Source organism: Fibrella arboris, assembly GCF_041321095.1.
GTDB classification, from domain to species: domain Bacteria; phylum Bacteroidota; class Bacteroidia; order Cytophagales; family Spirosomataceae; genus Fibrella; species Fibrella arboris.
In genome coordinates this window covers 179,256-202,326 of record NZ_JBGGWE010000012.1, presented here as the reverse complement: position 1 = coordinate 202,326, position 23,071 = coordinate 179,256, and the positions used below count along the sequence as shown (strand labels likewise).

Genomic DNA, 23,071 nt, shown 5'->3' with positions numbered 1-23,071 from the left:
ATGGTTCGTAGAAGCGGAACAAAGCTCAATTATTAGCGTTATGTTTACTCTTCTTCAGGACAACAGACATATGGACCAGAGTCTTAACAAACTGAAATATTTCGTTGAGCAACAAGCGTTTGGCGTTTGCGCCCGGCTTGGCGAGCGAATGAACATTTCGGCCAGCAGCATCCGGTTGTATTTCATCTATACCTCCTGTCTGACGCTCGGTTCGCCCATTATTTTGTATCTGATCGCCGCTTTCTGGCTCGAGCTACGCACGCACATACGCCGCAACGCCAACCCGACTTTTTGGGAACTCTAGCGTTGACGCATTCACATTACTGCTTTCTTTTAAATAGCGGCACCGTGCTACAAGGCTCGCCAAACAGCAGGCTTTGCACCACCGGAGCAAGCAGGCGAGTCAGTTCGACATAGGCAGCGGTAGGCACTGGCACCTTACTACATCCTTTCACCACTACTTTAGCCCCCCGATACTCGTCAGGGTCAATCGTTTTGATGGCATCGAAATACAGTTTCTCGTTCAGATCCTGTATGGTGCCGTACACAACCGTATTCGCATAGGGTTGCAGTTGCAGTGTCAGCAACATATACGCCCAGGTTGGAATGATGGCATCTTCGGTGCAGGTGATGGCCACATTCTTTCCGGCATATTGACTCCAGTCATGCTCCTTCAGAAAGGCCCGAAAGTCTTTTTCTTTGAGAATCAGGCCCATAAACAGGTTATCTTTCAGATCATAGACGACCCGTTCGCCGGGATGATAATACTCTTCCAGATCAAGCGTGACAAGCCCGCTGCCGGCCACCCGGTTTACAATAACATCCGTTTCCATACCGAAAGAACGGAAGGGAGAAGGTTCAAGTTTCAAGTGTCAGGTTTCAGGTGCGCTGCCTTGTTACTAACCCGTTACCCAAGCAGCACACCTGAAACTTGACACCTGACACCTGATTTCCCTACAAACTGATCAGGCTAATTTTCATCGCGGTGTCTTCAGCCAGTAGAAAGGAAGCCTCGTCGAACGAAGGTGGCCCCATCAGCATACTTATTTTAGAAAAGCCGAACGGCTCCTCTGGCCTGCCATTCTGTATATCCATCTGCTTGTTATCGTTCAGATCCTGATACAAGCGGGCGGCATACGTACCTGCGGGCAGGTTAATGAAGGTAATCACCAGAGGCCCCTCGGCAGGTACGGCAAGAACGGTATCCATGTCGGCCTTACCCATAAAATTTTCCGCTCTCGTGATCAGCCCAACCCGGACGGTGCCCTTCCGTTCCACGAGGTTCCCAACGGTTATGGTCAGTGTGTAGGTTTTCGTTTGGGCCTGAGCAGCAACGGTTAAGCCGAGTGAAACAAACAGCGTAGCGGCGAATGCAAGCGTTTTCATGGTGTTTAATGCGTTTGGTTTTGACTGGGTTAAATGTAGATCAAATCGTCGGCGGCAACCAGGTCGGTGGGACAAACAGCACGATTTTGGGGCGAATGGAAACGTATTGAGTAGATTTCCGCCGACACCCTATATTTACCTAAAGACCAAACAGAATGGCAAACCTAAATACCACCGTAAATCAGACACACCGGTACGACGCCATTGTTGTCGGCTCAGGCATGAGCGGCGGCTGGGCCGCTAAAGAGCTTTGTGAGAAAGGCCTGAAAACACTGGTGCTGGAGAAAGGGCGCCTGGTAAACCATGTTGAAGACTACCCGACCATGATGCAGGATCATTGGGACATGGAGCACCGTGGCGGCCTGAATTATGACGATCAGCAGAAGTACCATATCCAGACTCGAAGCGGATTTGTTGGCGAGAGTACGAAGCATTTTTTCACGAATGATCTCGAAGACCCATACATCGAAACCAAACGGTTCGACTGGATTCGGGGGAATCACGTTGGTGGCCGCTCACTCACCTGGGGCAAGCACTGCTACCGCTGGAGCGATCTCGATTTTACGGCCAATGCCCGCGAAGGCATCGCCGTTGACTGGCCCATCCGCTACAAAGACATTGCGCCCTGGTATTCATACGTGGAGAAATTCGTTGGCATCAGCGGCGAAAAGCTGGGGCTCGACCACCTGCCCGACGGAGAATTTCTGCCACCGATGGACCTGAATTGCCTGGAGAAGCATTTCAAGCAGGAGGTGATGAAAAAATACGGCACCCGAGCTGTCACCTGCGGTCGCGTTGCCCACCTGACCGAGCCGCAACCCTGGCACCTTGAACTGGGGCGTGGGCAATGCCAGAACCGCAACCGCTGCTCACGCGGGTGCCCCTACGGCGCTTATTTCAGCAGTAATGCCGCCACGCTGCCCGCTGCCAACCGCACAAATAACCTGGCCGTCCGGCCTAATTCAGTGGTGCATTCGCTGATTTACGATGAAAAAACAGGGCGGGTCACCGGGGTACGCGTCGTGGATTCGGAAACGAAGGAGATGACGGAGTTTTACGCTACCCTGTTTTTTTGCTGCGCTTCCGCGATGGCCACGACGCAGATTTTATTGAACTCAACCTCAACCCGATTCCCGGATGGGCTGGGTAACGATAGCGGCGAACTGGGGCATAACATCATGGATCACCATTACCACGTGGGGGCTATGGGTACGTATGATGGGTTCGAAGACCAGTATTACAAAGGCCGTAAACCTGCCGGACTGTTTATTCCCAGGTACGTTAATCTCGATGAGAAAACGAAGAACCCAAACTTCCTGCGCGGGTACGATTACCAGGGAGCCGGTGCCGGACGTAGCAACTGGAGCAGCGGGGTCAGTCAGCCGGGGGTTGGGGCCGCGTTTAAAGAATCGCTGTTCAAACCGGGTGGCTGGAGCATGGGCCTGATGGGTTTCGGCGAAGTGCTTCCTTACCACGACAACAAGGTGACGCTCCACCCCGATAAAAAAGACCAGTGGGGCCTGCCCGTATTGGTGTTCGACGCCGAATTCAAGCAGAATGAACTGAGTATGCGCAAGCAGATCATGGCCGATGCCGCCGATATGCTCGAAGTGGCCGGTATGAAAAACATTACCACCTTCGATCATTCGGGGGGTATTGGCGTAGGAGTTCACGAAATGGGTACGGCGCGCATGGGCCGCGACCCCAACACATCGGTACTCAACGGCAACAACCAGCTTCACAACGTACCCAACGTATTTGTTACCGATGGTGCCTGTATGACCTCATCGTCGTGTGTGAACCCGTCGATAACGTACATGGCGTTAACTGCCCGTGCCGTTGATTTTGCCACCAGTTCATTGAACAAAAAAGCGCTATGAACCGTAGAGATGCCTTAAAACAGTCGGCCCTTTTCATGGGCTACACGGTCTCCGTAGCCGCGCTGACCGACACCTTCGTTGCGTGCACAAAAGAAGCACACCTCGATTGGAAACCCCTGTTTTTGACCAACGACCAGGCAAACACGATCGCCGAAATCACCGAAACAATCTTGCCCAAAACCAGCACGCCGGGCGCGAAAGAACTGGGTGTGCCGCAGTTTGTTGATCAGATGTTGAACGAACTGCTCAGCGAAGCCGATCAGAACGATTTCCTTGCCGGGTTGGAAACCCTGGAAGAACGGTGCGAAAAAGAGAATGGCCAATCGTTTGTCGCCTGCACGCCCACCCAACGCGAAGCATTCCTGTTAACACTGGATAAAGAAGCAGCGCCGTTCCCGCCTTCGCTTTGGGGTATCACGCTGAAACCAGCCGGCCCACCCGCCTTCTTCCGGCGCCTGAAAAGCCTCACGTTATTGGGCTATTATACCAGCGAGAAAATTGGCAGAGAAGTGCTGGCCTACGACCCTGTTCCGGGTCCATTTATCGCCTGTATGCCATTGAAAGGGCAGAATGCATGGAATGAGTAGGTTTTGACTAGCTTATCTCTGATTTTGGCTTGGTGGAAACAGTAAGCCAGAATTTATTCTCAGGTACGTTATGAACAACAATGACAGTTTCCCGTCTATCAGCCCCAGCATCGCGAGCGAGCGTTTTCTGGAGAAAGATGACGCCTGGGAGCAACGATTTCGACCCAATTTCAACCAGTTCATCATTGCGCCACTCGAGTTTGCCCGACCAGTTATTAAACTCCCCGTGCCGCCCGGGCGAACAGAAAATCACGTGTTGTTCGTGCTGACCAGCGGCCAGATTGAGCTGACGATCGGACATCAATCCTGTACGGTTACCAGTCAGCAACTGGTTGTCATTCCGGCGTCGCAAATCTTCTCGATCAACGCCATTCAGGAAGAAACAACCGGGTTCATGAGCCTCTTTAGTCAGGAATTACTGATAAGCACCATTCATGAGACCAGTTTCGACTTCCTAAAACTGAGTAACAACCCACTGACTGACTTGTCGGCTCAACAAACGGGTTTTCTGAGCAGTCTGCTGAATCGGTTGCTGGTTGAATACACCGAATCGGGGGCCAGTCGAACGGATATCATTCGGCCTTACCTTCTGGCGGCATTAAGCGAAATAAATCGGGCCTACGCCGGAAAAACGCCCAGTCAAACGGATGCAGGCGACCGGCTCGTTCAGCGATTTATGCGCCTGCTCGATGACCATATCCGGCAACTGAATCAGGTAACCCAGTATGCCGACCGGCTGCACATCAGCGCCAATCACCTGAACAAAGTAGTTAAAGCCCGAACAGGCCATTCACCGTCGGTCTGGATCGATCAGCGTCGGGTACTTGAAGCCAAAGTCTTACTTTTCCAGTCGAAAATGGCTATTGGCCAAATCGCTGCCGAACTTGGCTTTACCGACCAGTCAGGTTTTGGAAAGCTGTTTCGTAAGTATGCCGGCGTTAGCCCGGTTAATTTTCGAAAAATGATTGATTCTGACCAATTTCTGCCGGGAATGGCCTAGCTAAAAGGCAACGGGATTGCAGAACTTTGTGCCCGTACCTGCGATTGCCTTTCATGCTTTACCCATATATCCTTCTGATTCACAGCAGCCTGCGCTGGCTGGTAGTACTTAGTCTGCTAGCTACCCTAGTCAGTGCGTATAGCGGCCTGCTTCAGGCACGTGCCTACAAGCCAGTTGACCAGACGATACGTATCGCCGCTACGTCGATTGTGCATACCCAGTTTCTCGTTGGGTTCTACCTCTACATTATTAGTCCGCTTATTCGTTACTACTGGCAGACCCGCCCTGCTTTCAGCGAAGCACCAGCGCTCTCTTTTTTCGCCCTTATTCATAGTGGCCTGATGATAACAGCCGTTATCGTCATGACCATCGGATCGAGTAAAGCCAAGCGGCAAACCGATGGCCGGCAACGCTTTAAAACCACCGCCATTTATTTCACGGCCGGGCTACTGTTAATCCTGCTGGCTATTCCCTGGCCGTTCTCTCCCCTGGCTGATCGCCCCTGGATCCGCACCTTTTAAAAAACAACTTGACTAACGTTACCTGACAAAAAGCAATGAACCTGTTCAATTCGCCCAAAATTCGCCTACGGCTGATCGGATTAGCTGAGGGCCTATCCCTGCTGCTCCTTGTTTTCATTGCCGTTCCATTGAAACGCATCGGCGGACATCCGGAAGCCGTACAACTGATTGGCCCCATTCATGGATTACTCTTTCTTCTTTACGTTCTGACGATCATTCAGGCAAAGACGGAATACAACTGGCCCTTAGGCAAAACCATGCTGGCGCTGCTGGCGTCATTCATTCCGGGAGGTACCTTTTACGCTGATCACAAAGTTTTCCGTCACCTCCGAACGTTGCCCGACTGAGGCGAAATTGAAATAGGGGCAGGAGCTCTAGGCCCAATAGAGTCCCTATCAGCTTATTGACTTACCTTCTGCTTTGGCGTAGTGGTCATGAATTCTTTGAGATAATACGGTTCGAAAGTGACCAGGTCTTCGAAGTCGCCCGCCACATATGCTTTTGCCGCCAGCGTACCTACCGTACGCGCTGAAGGGCGTACCTGAACCGGTGGGAAATGAGCATTGGCATGCGTCAGGGCAGGCTGCGCTTTGGCGGCACCATCGCCAAAAAAGACAACCCGATGGGAGTCTAGTAAGTCAGCAAATGAGGCTTCATCGAGCACCGTGGCCGAGGTAGCCCGCACCTCGCCCCCGTTCTGGTCGTAGAACGCGCAGTACACCTCCATGCGTCGCGCGTCGATCATGGGGCAAAACAACGTACCCAGCCGGTCTGCCGAGGCGGTGGATTTGCCTGGTTGATAAAACGGGCGTACCTGCTCAGTCATGGCAGCCAGCGTATTAATACCGATCAGCGGTTTATCGAGCGCCATGCACAGACCCTTGGCGGTAGACACGCCAATACGCAGGCCCGTATAGGAGCCTGGCCCTTTGGCCACAGCAATAGCTGAAACAGCCGCAAGGGCGTGGCCTGTGTGCGCCACAACCTCCTGTACCAGCGTAGTCAGCCGCGACGAGGCGGTGCGTTCGGTAAACAGTTCATAACAGCCCAGCAGTGTGCCATCAAGCTGATGCAGTGCTACCGAGCAAACGGTGGTAGACGTGTCGAGGGAAAGGATCATTTTAAAAAAGGAGGAAGGGGAGGAAAGGAGGAAAGGAGGAGAGGGGGAAAGGGGGAAGGGGGAAGAAAGGTTACTGACGCGAGAGCAGATACACTGGCGTCAGCAACCTTTCCTCCTTTCCTCCCTTCCCCCTTTCCTCCTTTCCTCCTTTCCTCCCCTTATTTCCCTGCTTTCAATATCCGTTCATATTTGCCCATATCCTTGAACAAATCGAGAGCAGTCTTAATGTCGGTATCCGTACTGAACGAGGCTTCTTTAATGCCTTTCTGCAGGTAATAATGACCGGCAATCTCCTGTTCAAGCAGCGCCCGAATTTCGGTCTGGAACGTCTTCATGTCGGCATCTTTACTGTGCGACATCTTTGACTTCAGGGCCTGTAACTGGTTTTGGATCTGATCAAAGTATTTTTCCTTCTTGGCCGACGCTTCCAGCACACCCAGGTCTTTTTCCACCTGCGTGGTGTAGTCGTACTCTTTATCGCCCGCCCACTTCACAAATTCCTGGTATTCGGCGTCGGTCAGTTTGAATTCACGGGCCGGTTTTATGGTCGGATGATCATGCCGGTACTTGACCGCATAATCGAAGATCAGGCCCTTGTTGGTCAGGCTCAACGCCAGTGGAGATGGCGTTTGCGCTTCTGTCTGGATATCGGGCGTTACGCCTCCACCATCATAGACTGTCCGCCCCGCCTTTGTTTTAAAGGCCGTACGCAGCGAATCAGCAATTTTACCGACGCTACCATCGGCGTTGCGGTGGCTGTAGTCGATCGCCTGAATACAGCGGCCGCTCGGAATGTAATACTTGGCCGTCGTGATCTTCATCCGTGTCCCGAACGAAAGCGGGCGGGTGGTTTGCACCAGTCCTTTACCGAAGCTGCGCTGTCCAATCAGTACGCCCCGGTCGTAGTCCTGAATAACGCCCGACACGATTTCTGCGGCCGAAGCCGAGTGGTTATTCGTCAGCACAACCACCGGCATTTCGGTGTCCAGTGCGGGCGAGAGCGCCGAGTATGTCTTGTTCCACTCCGTCACTTTGCCTTTGGTTGTAACCACCTCAGCACCGCGCGGAATGAAAATATTGGAGATATCAATCGACTGGTCGAGTAATCCGCCGGGGTTTTCGCGGAGGTCAAGCACCAGCTTTTTCATGCCTTTCCCCTTCAACTCCTGGTAAGCGGCACGTACCTCACGACCAGCCGCCGCCATAAAATCTTTCAGATCGATATAGCCGACTTCGTCATTCAACATCCCGTAGTAAGGCACGTTGGTCATTTTCACCACGTCGCGCATCACCGAAATGTCGACCGGTTCTTTCTGACCGAACCGCTTCACGGTTAGCTTTACAGCCGTACCCGTCTGGCCCCGTAGCAGCTTACCAGGATCGGCATCGCGGCGGGTTTTAATGTCAACACCGTCGATCTTCAGAATCTCGTCGCCAATCAGCAGACCCGATTTTTCGGCGGGTGTTCCTTCATACAGCATCATCACGATGCTTTTTTCCTGCCGCGTACCGATGGTTGCCCCAATGCCGTTGTAGCGGCCGGTAGTCATGGTCATGTAATCTTCGATGTCGTCTTCGGCATAGAAGTTGGTGTACGGATCGAGCGACTTCAGCATCGCATCGATACTCGTTTTCACCATGCGGTTGGGATTCACTTCATCCACATAATACATGTTCAGTTCCTTGAACATGGTAGCGTAGATGTCGAGGTTCCGGGCGATCTCGAAAAACCGATCATCGCGCGTAAAGGCGGTCAGCCCACCCGCAACAAGCAGGGCCGATGTGCCAAGTATCAGTTTCTTATAAAGACGCATAGGGGGAGGAGTTTCAAGTGTCAGGTGCCAGGTACTTCGCATGTCTGGCCAGCTCTGAAGAGCCAACGCCAGTTGAAACTACTGAACCTTGGCACCGGCCACTTTTTTCAAGGCTAATTTCATGCCTTTTTCTATCTCTTCAAACGAAATTTTTGTCTTCGCGGTATAGAGGAACACAATCTGCGCCACCGGCCCAATAAGTGGCTGTGCCTTTTGCCCCAACGGGTTGATTTGTAGGGGCGGGCCGTCCTGTCCGCCCGCGCCCGGACCGACAGGGCCGCTGAGTTCCCGGCTCGTAACCGCATGACCACCAACCAGCAGCCGATGCTTATGCAACCGGTAAGCTTCCCGCACTCGACGCCGAACGGCATTTCGGTCAACAGCCTTTTTAAATGCCCGTTTGGGTACGCTAAAGAGCACTTGTGGCAACGTACCCGGCCCACCCGCTGGTCGCTCAGGTACGTTGTCGGGGGCATGCCGAAAATAAAGTACCCTGAATGGAAAATGGTAGAACGTCAGCGGGGCGTCACCAGGCGGTTTTTCAGTCGGTGGGGCGCCGGGCTTCTCCCGGTGAAAAAGCCGGTCAATGACCTTCTGACTGGTCAGCCGTTCTGTTTTGGGGAAGGTGTGGCGCATGGTTCCTTCGGAAGTCAGAAGAAGTCGTAAGGGGTTGTAAGTCGTAAGGGGCGTTGCTAAGCCACTAGTTTGTGACTCGGCAACGCCCCTTACAGGCAACTGTCGGAAAATTGACTGTTGGCTGGTAATTACATTTTGAAACGAGCGCCTTTTTTCTCGTCAGAAACGGTCAGTTTCCAGCGGCCTTTGGCGCGACGACGAGCAATTACATTCTGCCCGTTGGGCGTTGACATCCGCTCACGGAATCCGTGTTTATTCCGACGCTTGCGGTTCGACGGTTGGTAGGTTCTTTTCATTGTATACTTGTGACTAAAATGCCTGTTCCTGAATTGAGTCCGCAAAAATAGCAGAATCATTTGGAACGGCAAAATGGAAGTTACAAGTTTCAAGTCTCAGGTTTCAAGTGGCTTCGCTATTATGTCGACCCACTTGAAACTTGACACTTGAATCCTGAAACTACCTGCTATTTTTGCACCCGATACCTCCTGCTTCAGTTATTCTTCAGTTACCCCATGTTCAAAAGAACCAAGATTGTTGCCACCGTTGGCCCTGCCTCTGAAACCAAAGAACAGTTACTGGCATTAGCCCACGCGGGTGTCAACGTGTTCCGACTCAATTTCTCGCACGGTACCCACGAAGATCACCTCGTGCGCCTGAATCGCATCCGAGAAATCAATGCCGAGTACAACATGAACCTGTGTGTCCTCCAGGATTTACAGGGGCCCAAAATTCGGATTGGTGCCGTTGAAGATCCTAAAAACGGGGTTCAGATCATTGCTGGTCAGCAATTGGTGTTCACCAATGAAGAAATGATCGGTACGGCCAACCGGGTCAGTACGCCTTACAAAGGCATGTACCGCGACGTGCGGCCGGGTGAGCGTATCCTGCTCGACGATGGTAAACTGGAAGTGAAAGTTATGGGTGTGGATGGCACCGACGTCGTAACCGAAGTAGTTTACGGCGGACCCATGAAGTCGAAAAAAGGCGTGAACCTGCCCAACACGAAAGTATCGATGCCATCAGTAACCGATAAAGACTGGGCCGATCTCGACTTTGGCCTAGAACACGACGTGGAGTGGATCGCCCTCTCGTTTGTACGGGAAGCGCAGGAAATTCTGGAAATTAAAGATTATATCAAGTCGAAAGGCAAATTGGCCCGCGTGGTGGCCAAGATTGAAAAGCCCGAAGCCATCGTGAACATCGACGCGATCATTGAAGCGACCGACGCGATCATGGTAGCCCGGGGCGACCTTGGGGTTGAACTCCCCGCTGAAGAGGTGCCGATGATTCAGAAAATGCTGGTCGAGAAGTGTAACCGCGCCGCCAAACCGGTGATCGTGGCTACGCAGATGCTCGAAAGTATGATCGATGCCCCCCGCCCCACCCGCGCCGAAATCAACGACGTAGCCAATTCGGTGATGGATGGTGCCGATGCTGTGATGCTCTCGGCCGAAACCGCGTCGGGAAGCTATCCGGTGCTGGCCGTTGAAAACATGTCGGCAACGATCCGCAACGTAGAAGCCAATACCGACAAGATTTATTACCGCTACCACACGCAGGTAAACGACCACCCCAGCGAGAACGTCCTGAACGATAACGTGGTGATGAGCGCCTGCCGCCTGGCCCGCGATACGCACGCTAAAGCAGTTATTGGCATCACTACATCGGGGTATACGGCCGTTCGGTTGTCGCATCACCGACCCAAGGCGTCGATCTACGTGTTCTCGCCCGATGCCCGCCTGCGTAATGTGCTGGGCTTGTACTGGGGCGTTCAGGTGATTCCGTTCGAGCCTGATACCGAGATTACGGTTGACCAGACTGTTGAAGCCATTAAGCAGACGCTGATTGCCCGTGGTTCGCTCGAATCGGGCGATATTTTTGTGAATACGCTGAGTATGCCGCTATCACAACAACGCAAAACCAACACGGTGAAACTCAGTGTGGTAGACTAAAGCCTTTAGTGAGCACGCATAAAAGAGGGTGAGTCGGCGAAAACCGGTTCATCCTCTTTTTTTTGGATGTTTTTTGCTGTCAGCAGGCTGAACACTTCCGGCACGCGCCGTCTGGCAATCAGTAGTTGAGCATCATCACGCATCACCACCCGGTTCGATTCGCCAACGGCATAATACTGCACGTAGTTTACGTTGATCAACGCGCTTTTATGCAGCCGTAGGAACGTAGGCCACTGATCTTCAAACCATTTCAGGTTTCGGCAGGATAGCACCACCTCACCACTGATCAGATGAACGTGGGAGTAGTTAGACTCTCCGATCAGATAAGCAACGTTTTTAGCCTCAAACGTTTGTTCGCCGCGCTTGTAGGGAATCCGTTTCATTAATTTACTGGCACACAGTGCGTTATAGACTTACTCATATCTATACCACAGTCTAAAATGATGCCAAAATGAACGGCTGGCCCGGCTACTGTTTAAAAACCTCAGAATATGTTAACTGAACAACCCTACTTAGTTTACTAGAACCAAATTTGAGGTCATCGACTAATAAATTTCCATTGAAAAAGCGGCGATGGTGAGGAATATGGCACGGTATAATTACCGGCCGTTCACTTAATCAGCAATAGTAGCAATCACCCGCTGGTAGCGCGTCAGGGCGGGCGTTCCCTGATCGGTCACTTCCAGAATGAGATGGATTGTCTGACCGGCCACGGCATTGCCAGGTACCTTGAACGACGTTTTTGCCTGATCGGCTTGCTTGAACTCAACCTTACCGGGGTACGTGCCGGCTTCTTCGTACTGCCACCAGCGGTACGAGACGTTGTTGTTATCGGGATCGGTAGCAGACCCGCTGAGCGATACCAGCTGCCCAGGCTTTACCCGAAGATCACGGGCGTGATTAAGCGTAACGGCGGGTGCATGATTGGCTTCTTTATACGGTTTCACACACCAGTCGGCGCGGGCGGCAAAATCATTTTGTAATACCGGAATCCAGCGTGTTTGTGGGTAGGCGGTCTCTTGTTTTCTGGTGTACGGGTCATAGTCGGTCACTGTCTTGCCATCTTCCCAACGGAACGGATTCGCTGGCGATTTCACCATACGACCGCCCCAGCCGCCATACGATACATCCTCCAGGCTGCGCAGGCCAACGTCGATCAGGTAAAAGTAGGCCGGGGAGTCGCCTTCCGAAATAAAGTCATACTGGCCCAGGTTATATTTTTTGGCCTCGGCCGGGTCGCCATGCGTATGTTCGGGGTCACCGGCAATTTTCTGGCCATCGCCCCATAAAAAATAGGACGATAGTAACGGACCGTGACCGAACTTGATATGCCCGGAAAACCACGATCCTTTCAGGTACGTTTGCAACTCGGCCGGCACCACGCGGGGCCACAGGTAGGCAAAGCTCCAGAACTGGTCTGAATTATAAAGCACCCGGATACGAGGCCAGTGGGGCGCCACATATTTCTGATAGGTTGCGTCCTGATCCAGCACGGCGTAGATAATGGCCTTGTCAGACACTTTTTTCTGGATAGACGCCCACTCTGGCTTGCCTTCGTACTGATCTTCAATGGATTTCAGCGCTCTTGCCACCGTGTTGGTTCCACCCCATATTTGCAGGAACACCGGGCCTGGGTCGCTATCGAGCAGGATTTTTTTAATGAAATTCGAGCCTTCGGTGTCGTGGTCCATCTCGCCCTCGAAGTCGATATTCCCTATCCGCACCAGGCTTTTCAGGTACGTTGGCGTGGGGTAACCGCTGGCGTGTTTGATGAGGTTGGGATACACCTGCGCGTACTTGTCGATGTATGTTTCCATCCAGGTAGTGCCGGGCCAGCGCAGGTCGGTCCGTTCGCCGTACCGTTTGGCCGTACTGGCCATTTCGGACGTAAACGTTGTGCCCTTACCGTCGCCCCTGTAGTGCCATTGCGAACTACTGTATACCAGCCCGACAAGGTTAAACTCATTGCTATACAGCAACATACGTATAAACGTGTCCACATCATCCACCTCGCCGTCGGTTGTTACAATGGTACGTGCCTTCGTCGGCGATGGTGTTTTTTTCTGAGCGAAAATCGGTTGCCCCAACAGTGTCAGGAGGCTGGCTGTATACAGAAGTAGCTTCATGGGGAGCAGCAGGTTAGTTGGGAAGTACATGCACAATCACGCGTTTGTATCGGGTCAAGGCCGGTGTGCCTTTGTCGGTTACTTTCAGGATAAACTGAATGGTCTGCGGCGCTGTGACGGTGGGTGCCATGACGGGCAGATCGTACAAATTAGACGCGTAGGGCCGGAAGCTAATGCGGCCTGGGTACGTGCCCGCTTCCGGATAGTGATACCAAAGATAACTCATTGAATCACCGTCGGGGTCAGTTGTTCCCGCAGCGTTCAGGTGGAACAGTTCACCCGAGTGGACCGTCAGGTTATCGGGATGCGCCAGCGCGGGTTTGGGTGGATGATTGGCTTCGGCGTATGATTTTGTGCACCAGTCCATCCGGGCGGCGAAATCGTGCTGGAAGTCGGCCCGCCAGCGCCATATGGTGGCAAAAATGCTCTTGGCTCCCGGCCTATCAGCAGGTTCGGCATACGATCTTCGGGGCAATGCATCGGTGTAAACCGAATCGGCGGCGTTGGTCCAGATGGGGCGGGTCTCGGGTTCATCGGCCGGAAAGTCGGGACGGGCAAACCGCCCGCGCGGCGGCAATGTGGTTGGTTGATACAACGTGTACCGGCCGCCCCAGCCGCCGTAGTCCGGGTGTTCAGGTACGTTCAGCCCGTTTGGAATCAGACCCAGAAAGGTGGGGGTATCCCCTTCCATGCCATAGGCTACATCCGGGTACAGGGCTCCCATTGGCCCGTGCCCCTGCTGTATGTGTTTAGCCAGCCATTCGTTACTGATCAGCTCGGCATGAGTGCCCGCCTCGGTGGTGTTGATACCGCGCCAGGTGGCCTGTTCGTAGCCATAACCGGGACTACAGATAAAGAAGATACCCGGAAATGTTTTCCGAATCCAGGGGCCGGAATCGTCCTGATCGGAAACCGTATAGACCCGTAGCTTGCGGTATAGTTTTTCGGCCTTGTCGGCTGGATACGTCTTCCTGATCGTCCAGAGGGCCTGCGCCAGCGTATTGGGCCCGCCCCAAACGGATACCCATAGCGGACGCTCATCGGGCTTTTCCAATGCCTTGATGATCCAGTTCGACCCTTCCGAATCGTGGCCCTCCCCTACGCCGGCCATTCCGTAGACTGGCAGGCCTTTCCTGATTTTGGCGGCTAGTGTCTGCGCCGTTGGATAACCGGGTTCGTGTTTCAGCAGATTGGGCTGCACTTTCCCGTAGGCGGCGACAAGGGCCTGAATGGTTTCGGGAGCAACCCGCGTTTTCTGGTGAATGGATGTCGTGGCGATCAACCCCTCAATATCCCATTGGTTGGCATAGGTCAGCAATCGCACTAACGATTGTGAATCGTCGGGGTCGGCTTCAATATCGGTCAGCACCAGCACGCGGAGCCGCTCAGGTACGTTCGGTTTCGGCTGTGCAACAAGCGAAAGTGAGCTGAAAATACTCAGCAAAGTGAGGCACCGTTTGATGGAAAGAGGGGTCATGGTGGTACGTTGGCTACTTATCGTGTGTGCGATTGCTTCGCGCTGTAGGTTGCTTTCGCTAGGCCCTTCGACCACCGCGCGAAGCAATTTTTTAAACTAGGTCTGCGAAGCGCATCAATACGCTTTAGCGACAGCGTTTTGCCAACCTTCATACCCCCTGACAGCGGCCATAGCGGTCGTTGGCAAGACAGTTGATTTTTGGGTGACAATACGCTCTAAATGGGCTAAATCCTGAAAAATCCCCGCCTGGAGACCAGCCAGGTAGGCGGCTCCCTGCGCCGATACGTCGGGCATTCCTTTGTTTATCACCGGTTTTCCCAGCAAATCAGCCAGGAATTGAAGCACGAAGCCATTGCTCGTCAGGCCGCCGTTGACCATCAGTTCGGCCAGTGGAATACCCGTGTCCTCCTCCATGGCCACCACTACATCCTTGATCTGAAAGGGAATTGATTCGAGCGCCGCCCGAACAAGGTGGTTTTTGGTCGTACCGAAGGTCATACCGGAGATCGACGCCTTCCGGTCCATTTGCCAGTGCGGTGCGCCCAGGCCGCTGAAGGCCGGAATGAGGTACACGCCGCCGTTGTCAGGTACGTTCAGCGCCAGCGCCTCTGTCTCCCGGCTCTCAGCGACTAATTCCAGGCTATTTTTCAGCCATTCGATGGTGGCTCCGCAGGTGACGATAACGCCCTCCAGCGCATAATCGACCCGCTCTTCGGTGCTCCAGCAGATCGTAGACACCATACCGTGGCCCGATTCTTTCAGGTCAGGACCAATGTTCATGATAAGGGAGCAACCAGTTCCCAGCGTGGCCTTGGCAGTTCCCGTCGAAAAACAGCCTTCGCCAAACGCCGCCGCGTGCGAGTCGCCGATCATCGCCGTCAGCTGAACCGCATGATCGAACAGGCCGTTGAAGGTCGATTCGCCAAAATGAGCTGACGATGGTTTCGGTTCGGGTAAATTCAGGTTCGACAGGCCAAAACGAGCCAGCAGTTCCTGATCCCAACGGAGGGTTTGCAGGTTAAAAAACAGCGTCCGCGAGGCATTGGTGTAGTCGGTCAGGTAACAGGCTCCGTTGGTCAGCCGATACAACAGCCAGGTATCGACCGTGCCGAAGAATGCGTTGCCCGATTGGATGGCCTGTTGCACCGATTCAACGTTTTCGTTCAGCCAGATGAGTTTGGTACCCGAAAAGTAAGGGTCGATAAAGAGGCCCGTTTTCTGGCGAACTGTTGGTTCCAGCCCCTCCCCTTTCAGGCGTTCGCAGATGGCGATGGAGCGTTTGCATTGCCAGACAATGGCCTGGTGCAACGGTTCGCCAGCCCGGTTCCAGACCACAAACGTTTCGCGCTGGTTCGAGATGCCCCCAACAGAAATGCTAGGCAGATTACCGCCCGATGCCGCAAAATCGCCCAGGCATTTACCCACTGACGTCAGTACGTTACGGTAAATTTCTTCGGGGTCCTGCTCAACGTACCCATCCCCCCGATACTGCGTTTTCAGTGGCTCCGACGCACGGGCAACAACCTGACCATCGCCGTTGAAAATCAACGTTTTGGTACTGCTCGTTCCCTGATCGATGGCAAGAATGTAAGGCTGCTCAGTCATAGTTTAGGTAGAGTTGGGATGGGGTGCGGTAGAGTTGTTTTTTACCGTAGCGTATGGCTTCGCGTGCATCGTGCTTCGCGAAGCAAAACCTTACTCGTTTTTTGCATTCGATTTATCGATGATGACGGCCAGCAGGATCACGACCCCTTTCACCACTTGCTGCCAGAACGGCGACACGTTGAGCAGCACCAGGCCATTGTTCAGCACACCGATGATGAGCGCGCCCTGCACCGTGCCCAGAATGCTGCCCCTCCCCCCCGACAAGGAAGTACCGCCAATGACCACGGCCGCAATAGAATCCAGTTCGTAGCTGGTACCGGCATTGGGTTGCGCCGAATCGAGCCGCGAGGTGACCAGCAACCCACCCACCGCCGCCAGTGCCCCGGCGATCGTGTAGACCGCGACCTTGATACGCTCGACGTTCACACCCGACAGTCGCGCCGCGCTTTCGCTCCCCCCAATGGCGTAGATGTAGCGGCCCAGCCGGGTTTTATCGGTAACTAGTACGGCCGCCCCAACGATGATCGCCGACAGCCAGACCGGCACCGGAATGCCCAGCAGCCAGCCCGTTCCCAGGTACGTGAAGGAGTCGCCCAGGCCCGTAATCGGGAAGCCTTCGGTCCAGAGCATGGTCAGGCCGCGCGCCATGGTGAGCATGGCCAGCGTAGCCACGAAGGGCGGCAGTTTGAACCGGGTGATGGTCCAGCCATTGAACCAGCCCAATGCCGAGCCTGTGGTCATGCCGGCCAGCATTGCCCCCAGCACAGTAAAACCGATGTACAGATTGGCGCCCGGCAGTTGAATCCCAGTACGCAGCAATCCCGCCGTGATGGCGCCCGACAGGGCCAGTACCGACCCGACCGACAGGTCGATACCGGCGGTGAGTACCACGAGCGTCATGCCGGTGGAAAGGCAGACGTTGACCGAAATCTGTCGCATTACGTTCCAGAAGTTAGCGCCCGTCAGGAACTTATCGGAGAGCAGACTGATGCCCAGGCACAAGATAAAGAGGGCAATCAGCGATTGAAATTTGACCAGGACGGGTCGATAGGGTTGCAGGCTGAAGGGCATAAGAAGGAGGAAAGGGAGTGTGGGCGAAAGGAGGAATGGAGGGATGGTAGATCGAAGGGTAAGTGACGGCTTGATAAACCGGGTGATTATGCGACGCCCCGTCCTCCTTTCTTCCTTTTCTCCTGTCCTGCATTCATGTCGATATGGCAGCTTTCAGAATGACCTCTTCGGTGGCGTCGGCAATGGGCAGTTCGGCGGTGAGGCAGCCTTCACACATGACCAGAATGCGATCGGCAATGGTTAGCAGTTCGGGAATCTCCGACGATACCACGATGATGCCCATGCCGTTGGCGGCCAGTTGCTCAATGAGTTTATAGAGTTCGTTCTTGGCATTGATGTCTATGCCGCGTGTGGGTTCGTCGAGCATCAGCAGGCGAGGGTGCGTGGCCAGCCATTTCGACAGCACCACCTTCTGCTGGTTGCCCCCGCTCAGGTGTCGGGCCAACTGCTTTTCCGACGATGTTTTGATACGAAGGTCAGTCATGTATTTCCGGGCCAGGGTTGTCTCTCTGGCGTTGTTCAGCAAGCCACCGCGTTCAACCTGTTCCAGCGCGGTAAGGCTGATATTCTCCTGCACAGCCATACCCAGCACCAGCCCGTCGCGTTTACGATCTTCAGGAACAAGCGCCATACCTGCCTCGATAGCGCTGGCGGGATCTTGTATCGATACCCGTTCGCCATCCAGTCGGACAGTGCCCCGGGTACGTCGTGGATGCAGGCCAAACAGTGTTTCAAGCAGTTCGGTACGCCCGGCTCCCATCAAACCAAAGATGCCCACGATCTCCCCCGCGCCGACCGTAAACGATAGGTTCTTAAGTTGTAATTCGCCAGGTCTCAGTGGATGCGTCAGGCAAATATGGTCGACCGAAAGCAGTGGCTGACGAGCTGTTACCGGCGGAACAGCACCCACTGACCGGCGGATAAGCTGCACGTCACGACCAACCATTTTGCGAATGAGGCTATCGCGATCAATAGCCTTCATTTCGCCCGATTCAATGGATTTGCCATCGCGCAGCACCACGTAGCGATCGGCAATCATAAACAGCTCGTCCAGTTTGTGCGAGATGTAAACAATAGCTTTTCCCTGTTGCCGAAGCCCGTTGATAATACGAAACAGGACGGCCACTTCGCTTTCCGTGATGGCCGAAGTCGGTTCATCCATGATGATCACCTCCGATTCTTCGAGCAGGGCTTTGGCAATCTCAACCACCTGCTGCTGACCCACTTTCAAGCCGGCCATTAGCCTATCCGGGTCGAGCGGTAGCTTTAACTCGTCGAGCAGTTGCCGGGTACGTTGCCGCATGGCTTTCTGATCCAGTGTGCCCCAGCGTGTGGTCAGTTCACGGCCCAGAAAGATGTTTTCGGTGATGGTCAGGTACGGAATCAGGTTCAGTTCCTGGTGAATGATGCTGATACCACAAGCCTGCGCGTCGCGAACGGACGCAAACCGGACGGGCTGCCCTTTGTAGCGAATCTGCCCGTCGTAGTCGGCATAGACGCCCGACAGGATCTTCATCAGGGTTGATTTACCCGCCCCGTTTTCGCCGATCACGGCGGTCACCTGCCCCGCCTCGAACGCCAGACAGACATCATCGAGCGCCGTAACGCCCGCAAATCGTTTGGTGATATGATCAGCTATCAGCATGGGTTTAGGCTTGGCGATGGGTTGTGGGAAATGCACGAGTTGCTTCGCGATGCTTGTTTCTCCGTTGTCGCTTGCCTGTGGCGAGTGACAACGGTCTAGTATCAGCGCAACCCAACCTGAATCGGGATTATCGTCAGCTCATCCGTGTGCAGATGCGCCTGGTTCAGCTCCATAGCACCGATGAAACGCAACGGTTTGCCGGGTTTGGCGCTGGCTTTCAGGACGGGCACTACCTGCGCACGGATGATGCCATTCAGTTCAGCCGAGACGTTGTTCAGATAGGTCGTGTTATCGAACTCGATGATGTTGATCAGCCCCGATGCATCACGCGCAGCATTACCGAAGATGAACTCGGTGGCTAGCCGAACCGCCTCGCCAGTAGGTAACGCCACCGTCACCTCGTTGTCGCTAACAGCCGAGACCGTCCCTTCGCCTTTGACCAGGAAATAGCGGATGTTGCCGATGCCCATTGCGTGCGAATGCGCGCTGAATGCCCTGTCTTTATCCGTTTTCAGCTCGGTCAGCAACGTACCCAGGTCAGTGGCCATTCCGGGTGCGGCGGGCAGGAGCTTACCGGTCCAGAACGTGCGGGCGTATGGCGAAGCCTGGAACGTACCGGCGCCTGCCGTACCGGCAGCTTTCACTTCGTCGAGCTTTTTAAAATAGACCGACTTATAGATGACTAAAGCCAGCAGCGCCAGCCCGAACGTATAGAATAGCGGGCGGGGCATTACTGGCTTTCGGGCGGCTTTTCGACGATCAGCGGTTGGGTTCATGGCCGGGCGGGGGGTATATAATCCGCGATATTCTTCTGGGTGACCAGCTCAACGGCTACCGGCACGCGCTGGGCAAAATCACGCTTTCCCTTGATGTATTCGTTGGCATAGCGGGCGGCGGTTTGAGCCATTACCTGCGGCGACTGCATGCCCGTGGCTTTGATCTTCCGGTCGCGAATCGAATGCATCACATCGTCGGCCCCGTCGAAGCCGTATACCCCCACGTCATTGGCTTTTCCAGCCGCAACCAATGCCTGATATGCGCCCATAGCCATGGCATCGTTGCCGCAAAAGACCGCGTCGATATCCGGGTGCGCCTGCATCATGGATTCCAGCACGTCCATGGCTTTGTTGCGGTCGAAATCGGCGCTTTGCTGGGCAACCATTTTCAGGCCGGGGTACCGGTCAACAACGCTGTGAAAGCCTTTTGAGCGGTTCCAGGTATTGTTATCGCCCACCAGCCCCAGCATTTCAACGTAAGTTCCTTTCTTATTCAGTCCTTTCACGAAGGCCTCTCCGATCGCCACACAACCCGAATAATTATCGGACAGGATCTGCGCTGTTGCCGCGCCCGATGCGTTCACCTCCCGGTCCATGCAGAAGACGGGCAGCCCCGCTTCTTTCGCTTTCATCACGTTCACGATCGACCCGTCGGAATCGGTTGGGTTGAGCAGAATGGCGCTGAACCCCGACACGATGGCGTTTTCGAAGTGATCGGCTTCCAGGGCTGTGTTATTCTGGGAATCAAAAATCTTCGTTTCATAGCCGAGGGCTTTTGCCTCGGCAGCGGCTGATTCGGCCAGCACCACAAACCAGGGATTGTTGAGCGTTGAGACGATGACCGCCATCTTCTTCGGCGTAGTGGCCGGGTTGTTAGCCGAGTGGCAGGCGCCCATCAGCAGGGCGAAGCAGAGAAGCCCAGGTACCCTTGGGGGCGGCACCACCTTTCGAAGCGTCAGTTGCAGGAAGTCTAAGAAAGAGTTCATGTGTTTAGGAGTTGGGTTACTTCTTCTATTCTCTTCGGCTTAGCCCCCGCATTACGGATATACCGTCAGAATTACGCGTTGGTAGCGCGTTAGGGACGGTGTTCCGTTGTCGGTGACGGCCAGAATGAAATGCATCGTTTCAGGCCTGGTCACTTTAGGCGCGATCAGGGAAGCTACTTTCTGCTTTCGGTTTGTCACAACGGGCAACCGCGACCCCGAATAGGTACCCACTTCCGGGTAGTAGATCCAATCGTACGCGAGCTCGTTCCCATCAGGGTCAACCGAGCCGTCGCCGCTCAGCGTGGCCTTCTCGCCGCTTTTCGCCCGCAACTCGTTCGGGTGCGCCAGCTTGACAACGGGCGGGTGATTGGCCTCTTTGTACGGTTTGGTTGTCCAGTCGATGCGAGCGGCAAAATCATGCTGGTAGGCCTGTCGCCACCGCCAGATGGTGGCCTTGTTGCTCTCATACCAACCCCCATCAACTCCCTGCACCTGATCGTCGACGTCGGTCCAGATGGGGCGGGTTTCGGGTTCCATGAACCACTTGCGGGTGCGGGGCGTGTATAGCTCGTACCGCCCCCCCCAGCTTCCGTAATTTGGGTGCTCCGGGTCGCTCAGCCCGTTAGTAATCAGGCCAAAGAAGCTCGGCGTATCGCCTTCCATGATGTAATCCGTATGCGGATGCTCGGCCCCCAGTGGTCCGTGGTTTTTACGGATGTTAGCGTCGAGCCAGGCGTTATTGACGAGGTTGGAGTCGGGTCCGGCGAAACCAGGGGCGTAGGGAAATACATCGCCGCTGATCCCTCGCCAGGTGGAATGTTCGTACCCCCCTTTTTCATGAAAGCCGGGGCTGACAATATAGAACAGGTTGGGAAACGTTTTACGAAGCCAGGGACCCGTATCGTCTTGGTCAGAAATGGTGTAGACCCGCAGTTTGGCGACGAACTTGTCGACGTCGGCAGGAGTACGGGTTTGTCTTACTTTCCAAAGCGCCTGCGCCAGGCAGTTGGCGCCACCCCATACCGGTACCCAGATGGGGCGTTCGTCGGCCTTGTCGACGGTGGCAATAATATGTTCCGACCCTTCGGAATCGTTTGCCGGGCCAACGGCATCCATCCCATATTTAGGAATCGACGACTTGATCCGACTCAGTAGGTACGTTGTTTCGGGGTAACCTTTTTCATGCAGCAACAGGTTGGCGCGTACGTTACCGTAAGCTTCCACAATACGCCGAATGCGCTCGGGCGCAATCCGGTTTCGCTGATGAACAGATGTTGTGGCGATCAGGCCTTCCACATCCCATTGGTTGCAATAGGTCAGAAACCGCACCAGCGACTGCGCATCGTCGGGTTCATTTTCGATGTCGGTCAAGACCAGCACGCGCAATTTTTGGGTCGATGGCTGCGCCTGTGTGGCCAGTGCGACAACCGAGATGAGAAGCAGGCCGATAAACGAACGTGCTGTTTTCATGTGTCGCTCTAGTTGTTCAGCAAAGCCAGCGCCCTATCCGCAATACCCGCTTCCGATAGTCCGTAGTGATTCATGATCTCCGTCTGCGAACCGGTCACGGTATATTCGTCGGGAATCCCCATGATTCGGAATGGATTCCGGTAGCCGTTACTCATCAGGAACGACGCGCAGGCTTCGCCCAGACCACCGAAAATGCTGTGCTCTTCAATCGTTATAATCGGGCTACCTGTAGCGGCGACCGACGCCAGCAGGGCATAATCGAGCGGTTTGATCGTATGCATACTGACTACTGCCGCCCGAATACCATGCACAGTTTCGAGACGTTGGGCCGCCTGCAACGCCGGGTACACTGTTTCGCCGGTGCCAATCAACACGAGATCTGCCCCTTCACGCACCAGCCGGCCTTTACCCAGCTCGAACGGACAGTCAGCCTCGGTTAGCAAGGGCATTGGCTTTTTACCGAAGCGGATATAGATGGGCGTGTCGAGTTCGGCCGCCTGCCGGATAGCCTGTTCCGACTCAAAATTGTCGGCGGGGGCTACAATAGTGAGGTTGTTTACCGCCCGAAGTGCCGCGAAATCGTGCAGGCTGTGGTGCGTCGAACCCAGCGCGCCGTAGCTAACTCCCGCGCTGATACCCACCAACCGGACGGGATTATTGGAATAGGCCACATCGGTTTTGATCTGCTCGAACGACCGCGCCGTCAGGAAGCAGGCGGGCGAAACGGCAAATACGTTCTTACCCGTCGAGGCCAGCCCGGCCGCAACGCCCACCAGATTCTGCTCGGCAATGCCAATCTCGATGAGTTGTTTCGGGTATTGCTGCGCGAATGGAACAAGCTTGCCCGACCCGCGCGAATCGCTGGTGACAACGAGTAGGTGCCTATTTGTCGCGGCCAGTTCCTGCAACGTACCTGAAAAGACATCCAGATTCGCCAGGTACGTTGTTGGTATAGAGGTTATAACGTCTCCCATGCTTTTAGTAGTTGTTGGCGCCCTTAGCGTGTGTAATGCTGTGAC

General features: G+C 54.4%; 23 protein-coding genes. 7 read left to right on the top strand and 16 right to left on the bottom strand.

The annotated features are described in order from the left end of the window. Nucleotides 1-40 precede the first annotated feature (40 nt). A complete protein-coding gene (locus ACAW75_RS20340) occupies nt 41-304 on the top strand; it encodes a PspC domain-containing protein (RefSeq protein WP_370730583.1) in 264 nt (87 codons plus the stop codon). Nucleotides 305-320: 16 nt separating this feature from the next. On the opposite strand, the gene ACAW75_RS20335 is transcribed toward ACAW75_RS20340, so the two are convergent. Beyond that, a complete protein-coding gene (locus tag ACAW75_RS20335) occupies nt 321-833 on the bottom strand; it encodes a DUF2480 family protein (protein WP_370730582.1) in 513 nt (170 codons plus the stop codon). Nucleotides 834-954: 121 nt separating this feature from the next. After that, complete coding sequence (locus tag ACAW75_RS20330) at nt 955-1,386, bottom strand: DUF2141 domain-containing protein (RefSeq protein WP_370730581.1); 432 nt, start codon at nt 1,384-1,386, stop codon at nt 955-957. Between the two features lie 155 nt (nt 1,387-1,541). On the opposite strand from ACAW75_RS20330, the gene ACAW75_RS20325 reads away from it, so the two are divergent. The 5 genes from ACAW75_RS20325 to ACAW75_RS20305 all read left to right on the top strand — a co-directional run bounded on the left by ACAW75_RS20325 (nt 1,542) and on the right by ACAW75_RS20305 (nt 5,721). Further along, on the top strand, nt 1,542-3,266 hold the full coding sequence (locus ACAW75_RS20325; RefSeq protein ID WP_370730580.1) for a GMC oxidoreductase: 1,725 nt from the start codon (nt 1,542-1,544) through the stop codon (nt 3,264-3,266). After that, on the top strand, nt 3,263-3,853 hold the full coding sequence (locus ACAW75_RS20320; protein WP_370730579.1) for a gluconate 2-dehydrogenase subunit 3 family protein: 591 nt from the start codon (nt 3,263-3,265) through the stop codon (nt 3,851-3,853). The genes ACAW75_RS20325 and ACAW75_RS20320 overlap by 4 nt, the downstream gene beginning before the upstream one ends. 70 nt (nt 3,854-3,923) lie before the next feature. After that, the gene (locus tag ACAW75_RS20315) at nt 3,924-4,853 is read left to right on the top strand and encodes a helix-turn-helix domain-containing protein (RefSeq protein WP_370730578.1); all 930 of its coding nucleotides are present in this window, start codon (nt 3,924-3,926) and stop codon (nt 4,851-4,853) included. Nucleotides 4,854-4,906: 53 nt separating this feature from the next. Continuing rightward, entirely contained in the window at nt 4,907-5,374 is a 468-nt protein-coding gene (locus ACAW75_RS20310; RefSeq protein WP_370730577.1) for a hypothetical protein, read from the top strand. Between the two features lie 35 nt (nt 5,375-5,409). After that, a complete protein-coding gene (locus ACAW75_RS20305) occupies nt 5,410-5,721 on the top strand; it encodes a DUF3817 domain-containing protein (RefSeq protein WP_370730576.1) in 312 nt (103 codons plus the stop codon). A gap of 53 nt (nt 5,722-5,774) precedes the next feature. Here the strand turns inward: ACAW75_RS20305 and tsaB are convergent, their stop codons facing one another. The 4 genes from tsaB to rpmH form a co-directional block, all read right to left on the bottom strand. Beyond that, entirely contained in the window at nt 5,775-6,494 is a 720-nt protein-coding gene (tsaB, locus tag ACAW75_RS20300) for a tRNA (adenosine(37)-N6)-threonylcarbamoyltransferase complex dimerization subunit type 1 TsaB (protein WP_370730575.1), read from the bottom strand. A gap of 158 nt (nt 6,495-6,652) precedes the next feature. Next, on the bottom strand, nt 6,653-8,308 hold the full coding sequence (locus tag ACAW75_RS20295; protein ID WP_370730574.1) for a S41 family peptidase: 1,656 nt from the start codon (nt 8,306-8,308) through the stop codon (nt 6,653-6,655). 78 nt (nt 8,309-8,386) lie between these two features. Further along, the gene (locus ACAW75_RS20290; RefSeq protein ID WP_370730573.1) at nt 8,387-8,944 is read right to left on the bottom strand and encodes a ribonuclease P protein component; all 558 of its coding nucleotides are present in this window, start codon (nt 8,942-8,944) and stop codon (nt 8,387-8,389) included. A 128-nt stretch (nt 8,945-9,072) separates the two neighbouring features. Further along, the gene (rpmH, locus tag ACAW75_RS20285; protein ID WP_207328580.1) at nt 9,073-9,240 is read right to left on the bottom strand and encodes a 50S ribosomal protein L34; all 168 of its coding nucleotides are present in this window, start codon (nt 9,238-9,240) and stop codon (nt 9,073-9,075) included. A gap of 216 nt (nt 9,241-9,456) precedes the next feature. On the opposite strand from rpmH, the gene pyk reads away from it, so the two are divergent. After that, nucleotides 9,457-10,896 (top strand): pyruvate kinase, encoded by a 1,440-nt coding sequence (pyk, locus tag ACAW75_RS20280; protein WP_370730572.1) that lies wholly within the window; start codon nt 9,457-9,459, stop codon nt 10,894-10,896. Between the two features lie 5 nt (nt 10,897-10,901). Here pyk and ACAW75_RS20275 read toward each other — a convergent pair whose 3' ends face one another. The 10 genes from ACAW75_RS20275 to ACAW75_RS20230 all read right to left on the bottom strand — a co-directional run bounded on the left by ACAW75_RS20275 (nt 10,902) and on the right by ACAW75_RS20230 (nt 23,026). After that, nucleotides 10,902-11,279 carry a LytR/AlgR family response regulator transcription factor gene (locus ACAW75_RS20275; RefSeq protein ID WP_370730571.1) on the bottom strand — a complete coding sequence of 126 codons (378 nt, stop codon included), beginning with the start codon at nt 11,277-11,279 and terminating at the stop codon, nt 10,902-10,904. 231 nt (nt 11,280-11,510) lie between these two features. Further along, nucleotides 11,511-13,022 carry a DUF1593 domain-containing protein gene (locus ACAW75_RS20270; RefSeq protein ID WP_370730570.1) on the bottom strand — a complete coding sequence of 504 codons (1,512 nt, stop codon included), beginning with the start codon at nt 13,020-13,022 and terminating at the stop codon, nt 11,511-11,513. Between the two features lie 13 nt (nt 13,023-13,035). Then, the gene (locus ACAW75_RS20265) at nt 13,036-14,499 is read right to left on the bottom strand and encodes a nucleoside hydrolase-like domain-containing protein (protein WP_370730569.1); all 1,464 of its coding nucleotides are present in this window, start codon (nt 14,497-14,499) and stop codon (nt 13,036-13,038) included. A gap of 114 nt (nt 14,500-14,613) precedes the next feature. Next, on the bottom strand, nt 14,614-16,104 hold the full coding sequence (locus ACAW75_RS20260; RefSeq protein WP_370730568.1) for an FGGY family carbohydrate kinase: 1,491 nt from the start codon (nt 16,102-16,104) through the stop codon (nt 14,614-14,616). Nucleotides 16,105-16,194: 90 nt separating this feature from the next. After that, a complete protein-coding gene (locus ACAW75_RS20255; protein WP_370730567.1) occupies nt 16,195-17,175 on the bottom strand; it encodes an ABC transporter permease in 981 nt (326 codons plus the stop codon). A 133-nt stretch (nt 17,176-17,308) separates the two neighbouring features. Then, entirely contained in the window at nt 17,309-18,856 is a 1,548-nt protein-coding gene (locus ACAW75_RS20250) for a sugar ABC transporter ATP-binding protein (RefSeq protein ID WP_370730566.1), read from the bottom strand. Nucleotides 18,857-18,921: 65 nt separating this feature from the next. Beyond that, on the bottom strand, nt 18,922-19,596 hold the full coding sequence (locus ACAW75_RS20245) for a DUF2291 domain-containing protein (RefSeq protein WP_370730565.1): 675 nt from the start codon (nt 19,594-19,596) through the stop codon (nt 18,922-18,924). Then, entirely contained in the window at nt 19,593-20,582 is a 990-nt protein-coding gene (locus tag ACAW75_RS20240; RefSeq protein ID WP_370730564.1) for a D-ribose ABC transporter substrate-binding protein, read from the bottom strand. The genes ACAW75_RS20245 and ACAW75_RS20240 overlap by 4 nt, the downstream gene beginning before the upstream one ends. Before the next feature lie 51 nt (nt 20,583-20,633). Continuing rightward, the gene (locus ACAW75_RS20235; RefSeq protein ID WP_370730563.1) at nt 20,634-22,052 is read right to left on the bottom strand and encodes a DUF1593 domain-containing protein; all 1,419 of its coding nucleotides are present in this window, start codon (nt 22,050-22,052) and stop codon (nt 20,634-20,636) included. Between the two features lie 8 nt (nt 22,053-22,060). Next, nucleotides 22,061-23,026, bottom strand: a complete 966-nt coding sequence (locus ACAW75_RS20230; RefSeq protein ID WP_370730562.1) for a transketolase family protein — start codon at nt 23,024-23,026, stop codon at nt 22,061-22,063. Nucleotides 23,027-23,071 lie beyond the last annotated feature (45 nt).

Coding starts and splice junctions, on each gene's coding strand:
- ACAW75_RS20340 (WP_370730583.1), top strand. CDS start 41: ATGTTTACTCTTCTTCAGGACAACAGACATATGGACCAGAGTCTTAAC.
- ACAW75_RS20335 (WP_370730582.1), bottom strand. CDS start 833: ATGGAAACGGATGTTATTGTAAACCGGGTGGCCGGCAGCGGGCTTGTC.
- ACAW75_RS20330 (WP_370730581.1), bottom strand. CDS start 1,386: ATGAAAACGCTTGCATTCGCCGCTACGCTGTTTGTTTCACTCGGCTTA.
- ACAW75_RS20325 (WP_370730580.1), top strand. CDS start 1,542: ATGGCAAACCTAAATACCACCGTAAATCAGACACACCGGTACGACGCC.
- ACAW75_RS20320 (WP_370730579.1), top strand. CDS start 3,263: ATGAACCGTAGAGATGCCTTAAAACAGTCGGCCCTTTTCATGGGCTAC.
- ACAW75_RS20315 (WP_370730578.1), top strand. CDS start 3,924: ATGAACAACAATGACAGTTTCCCGTCTATCAGCCCCAGCATCGCGAGC.
- ACAW75_RS20310 (WP_370730577.1), top strand. CDS start 4,907: ATGCTTTACCCATATATCCTTCTGATTCACAGCAGCCTGCGCTGGCTG.
- ACAW75_RS20305 (WP_370730576.1), top strand. CDS start 5,410: ATGAACCTGTTCAATTCGCCCAAAATTCGCCTACGGCTGATCGGATTA.
- tsaB (WP_370730575.1), bottom strand. CDS start 6,494: ATGATCCTTTCCCTCGACACGTCTACCACCGTTTGCTCGGTAGCACTG.
- ACAW75_RS20295 (WP_370730574.1), bottom strand. CDS start 8,308: ATGCGTCTTTATAAGAAACTGATACTTGGCACATCGGCCCTGCTTGTT.
- ACAW75_RS20290 (WP_370730573.1), bottom strand. CDS start 8,944: ATGCGCCACACCTTCCCCAAAACAGAACGGCTGACCAGTCAGAAGGTC.
- rpmH (WP_207328580.1), bottom strand. CDS start 9,240: ATGAAAAGAACCTACCAACCGTCGAACCGCAAGCGTCGGAATAAACAC.
- pyk (WP_370730572.1), top strand. CDS start 9,457: ATGTTCAAAAGAACCAAGATTGTTGCCACCGTTGGCCCTGCCTCTGAA.
- ACAW75_RS20275 (WP_370730571.1), bottom strand. CDS start 11,279: ATGAAACGGATTCCCTACAAGCGCGGCGAACAAACGTTTGAGGCTAAA.
- ACAW75_RS20270 (WP_370730570.1), bottom strand. CDS start 13,022: ATGAAGCTACTTCTGTATACAGCCAGCCTCCTGACACTGTTGGGGCAA.
- ACAW75_RS20265 (WP_370730569.1), bottom strand. CDS start 14,499: ATGACCCCTCTTTCCATCAAACGGTGCCTCACTTTGCTGAGTATTTTC.
- ACAW75_RS20260 (WP_370730568.1), bottom strand. CDS start 16,104: ATGACTGAGCAGCCTTACATTCTTGCCATCGATCAGGGAACGAGCAGT.
- ACAW75_RS20255 (WP_370730567.1), bottom strand. CDS start 17,175: ATGCCCTTCAGCCTGCAACCCTATCGACCCGTCCTGGTCAAATTTCAA.
- ACAW75_RS20245 (WP_370730565.1), bottom strand. CDS start 19,596: ATGAACCCAACCGCTGATCGTCGAAAAGCCGCCCGAAAGCCAGTAATG.
- ACAW75_RS20240 (WP_370730564.1), bottom strand. CDS start 20,582: ATGAACTCTTTCTTAGACTTCCTGCAACTGACGCTTCGAAAGGTGGTG.
- ACAW75_RS20235 (WP_370730563.1), bottom strand. CDS start 22,052: ATGAAAACAGCACGTTCGTTTATCGGCCTGCTTCTCATCTCGGTTGTC.
- ACAW75_RS20230 (WP_370730562.1), bottom strand. CDS start 23,026: ATGGGAGACGTTATAACCTCTATACCAACAACGTACCTGGCGAATCTG.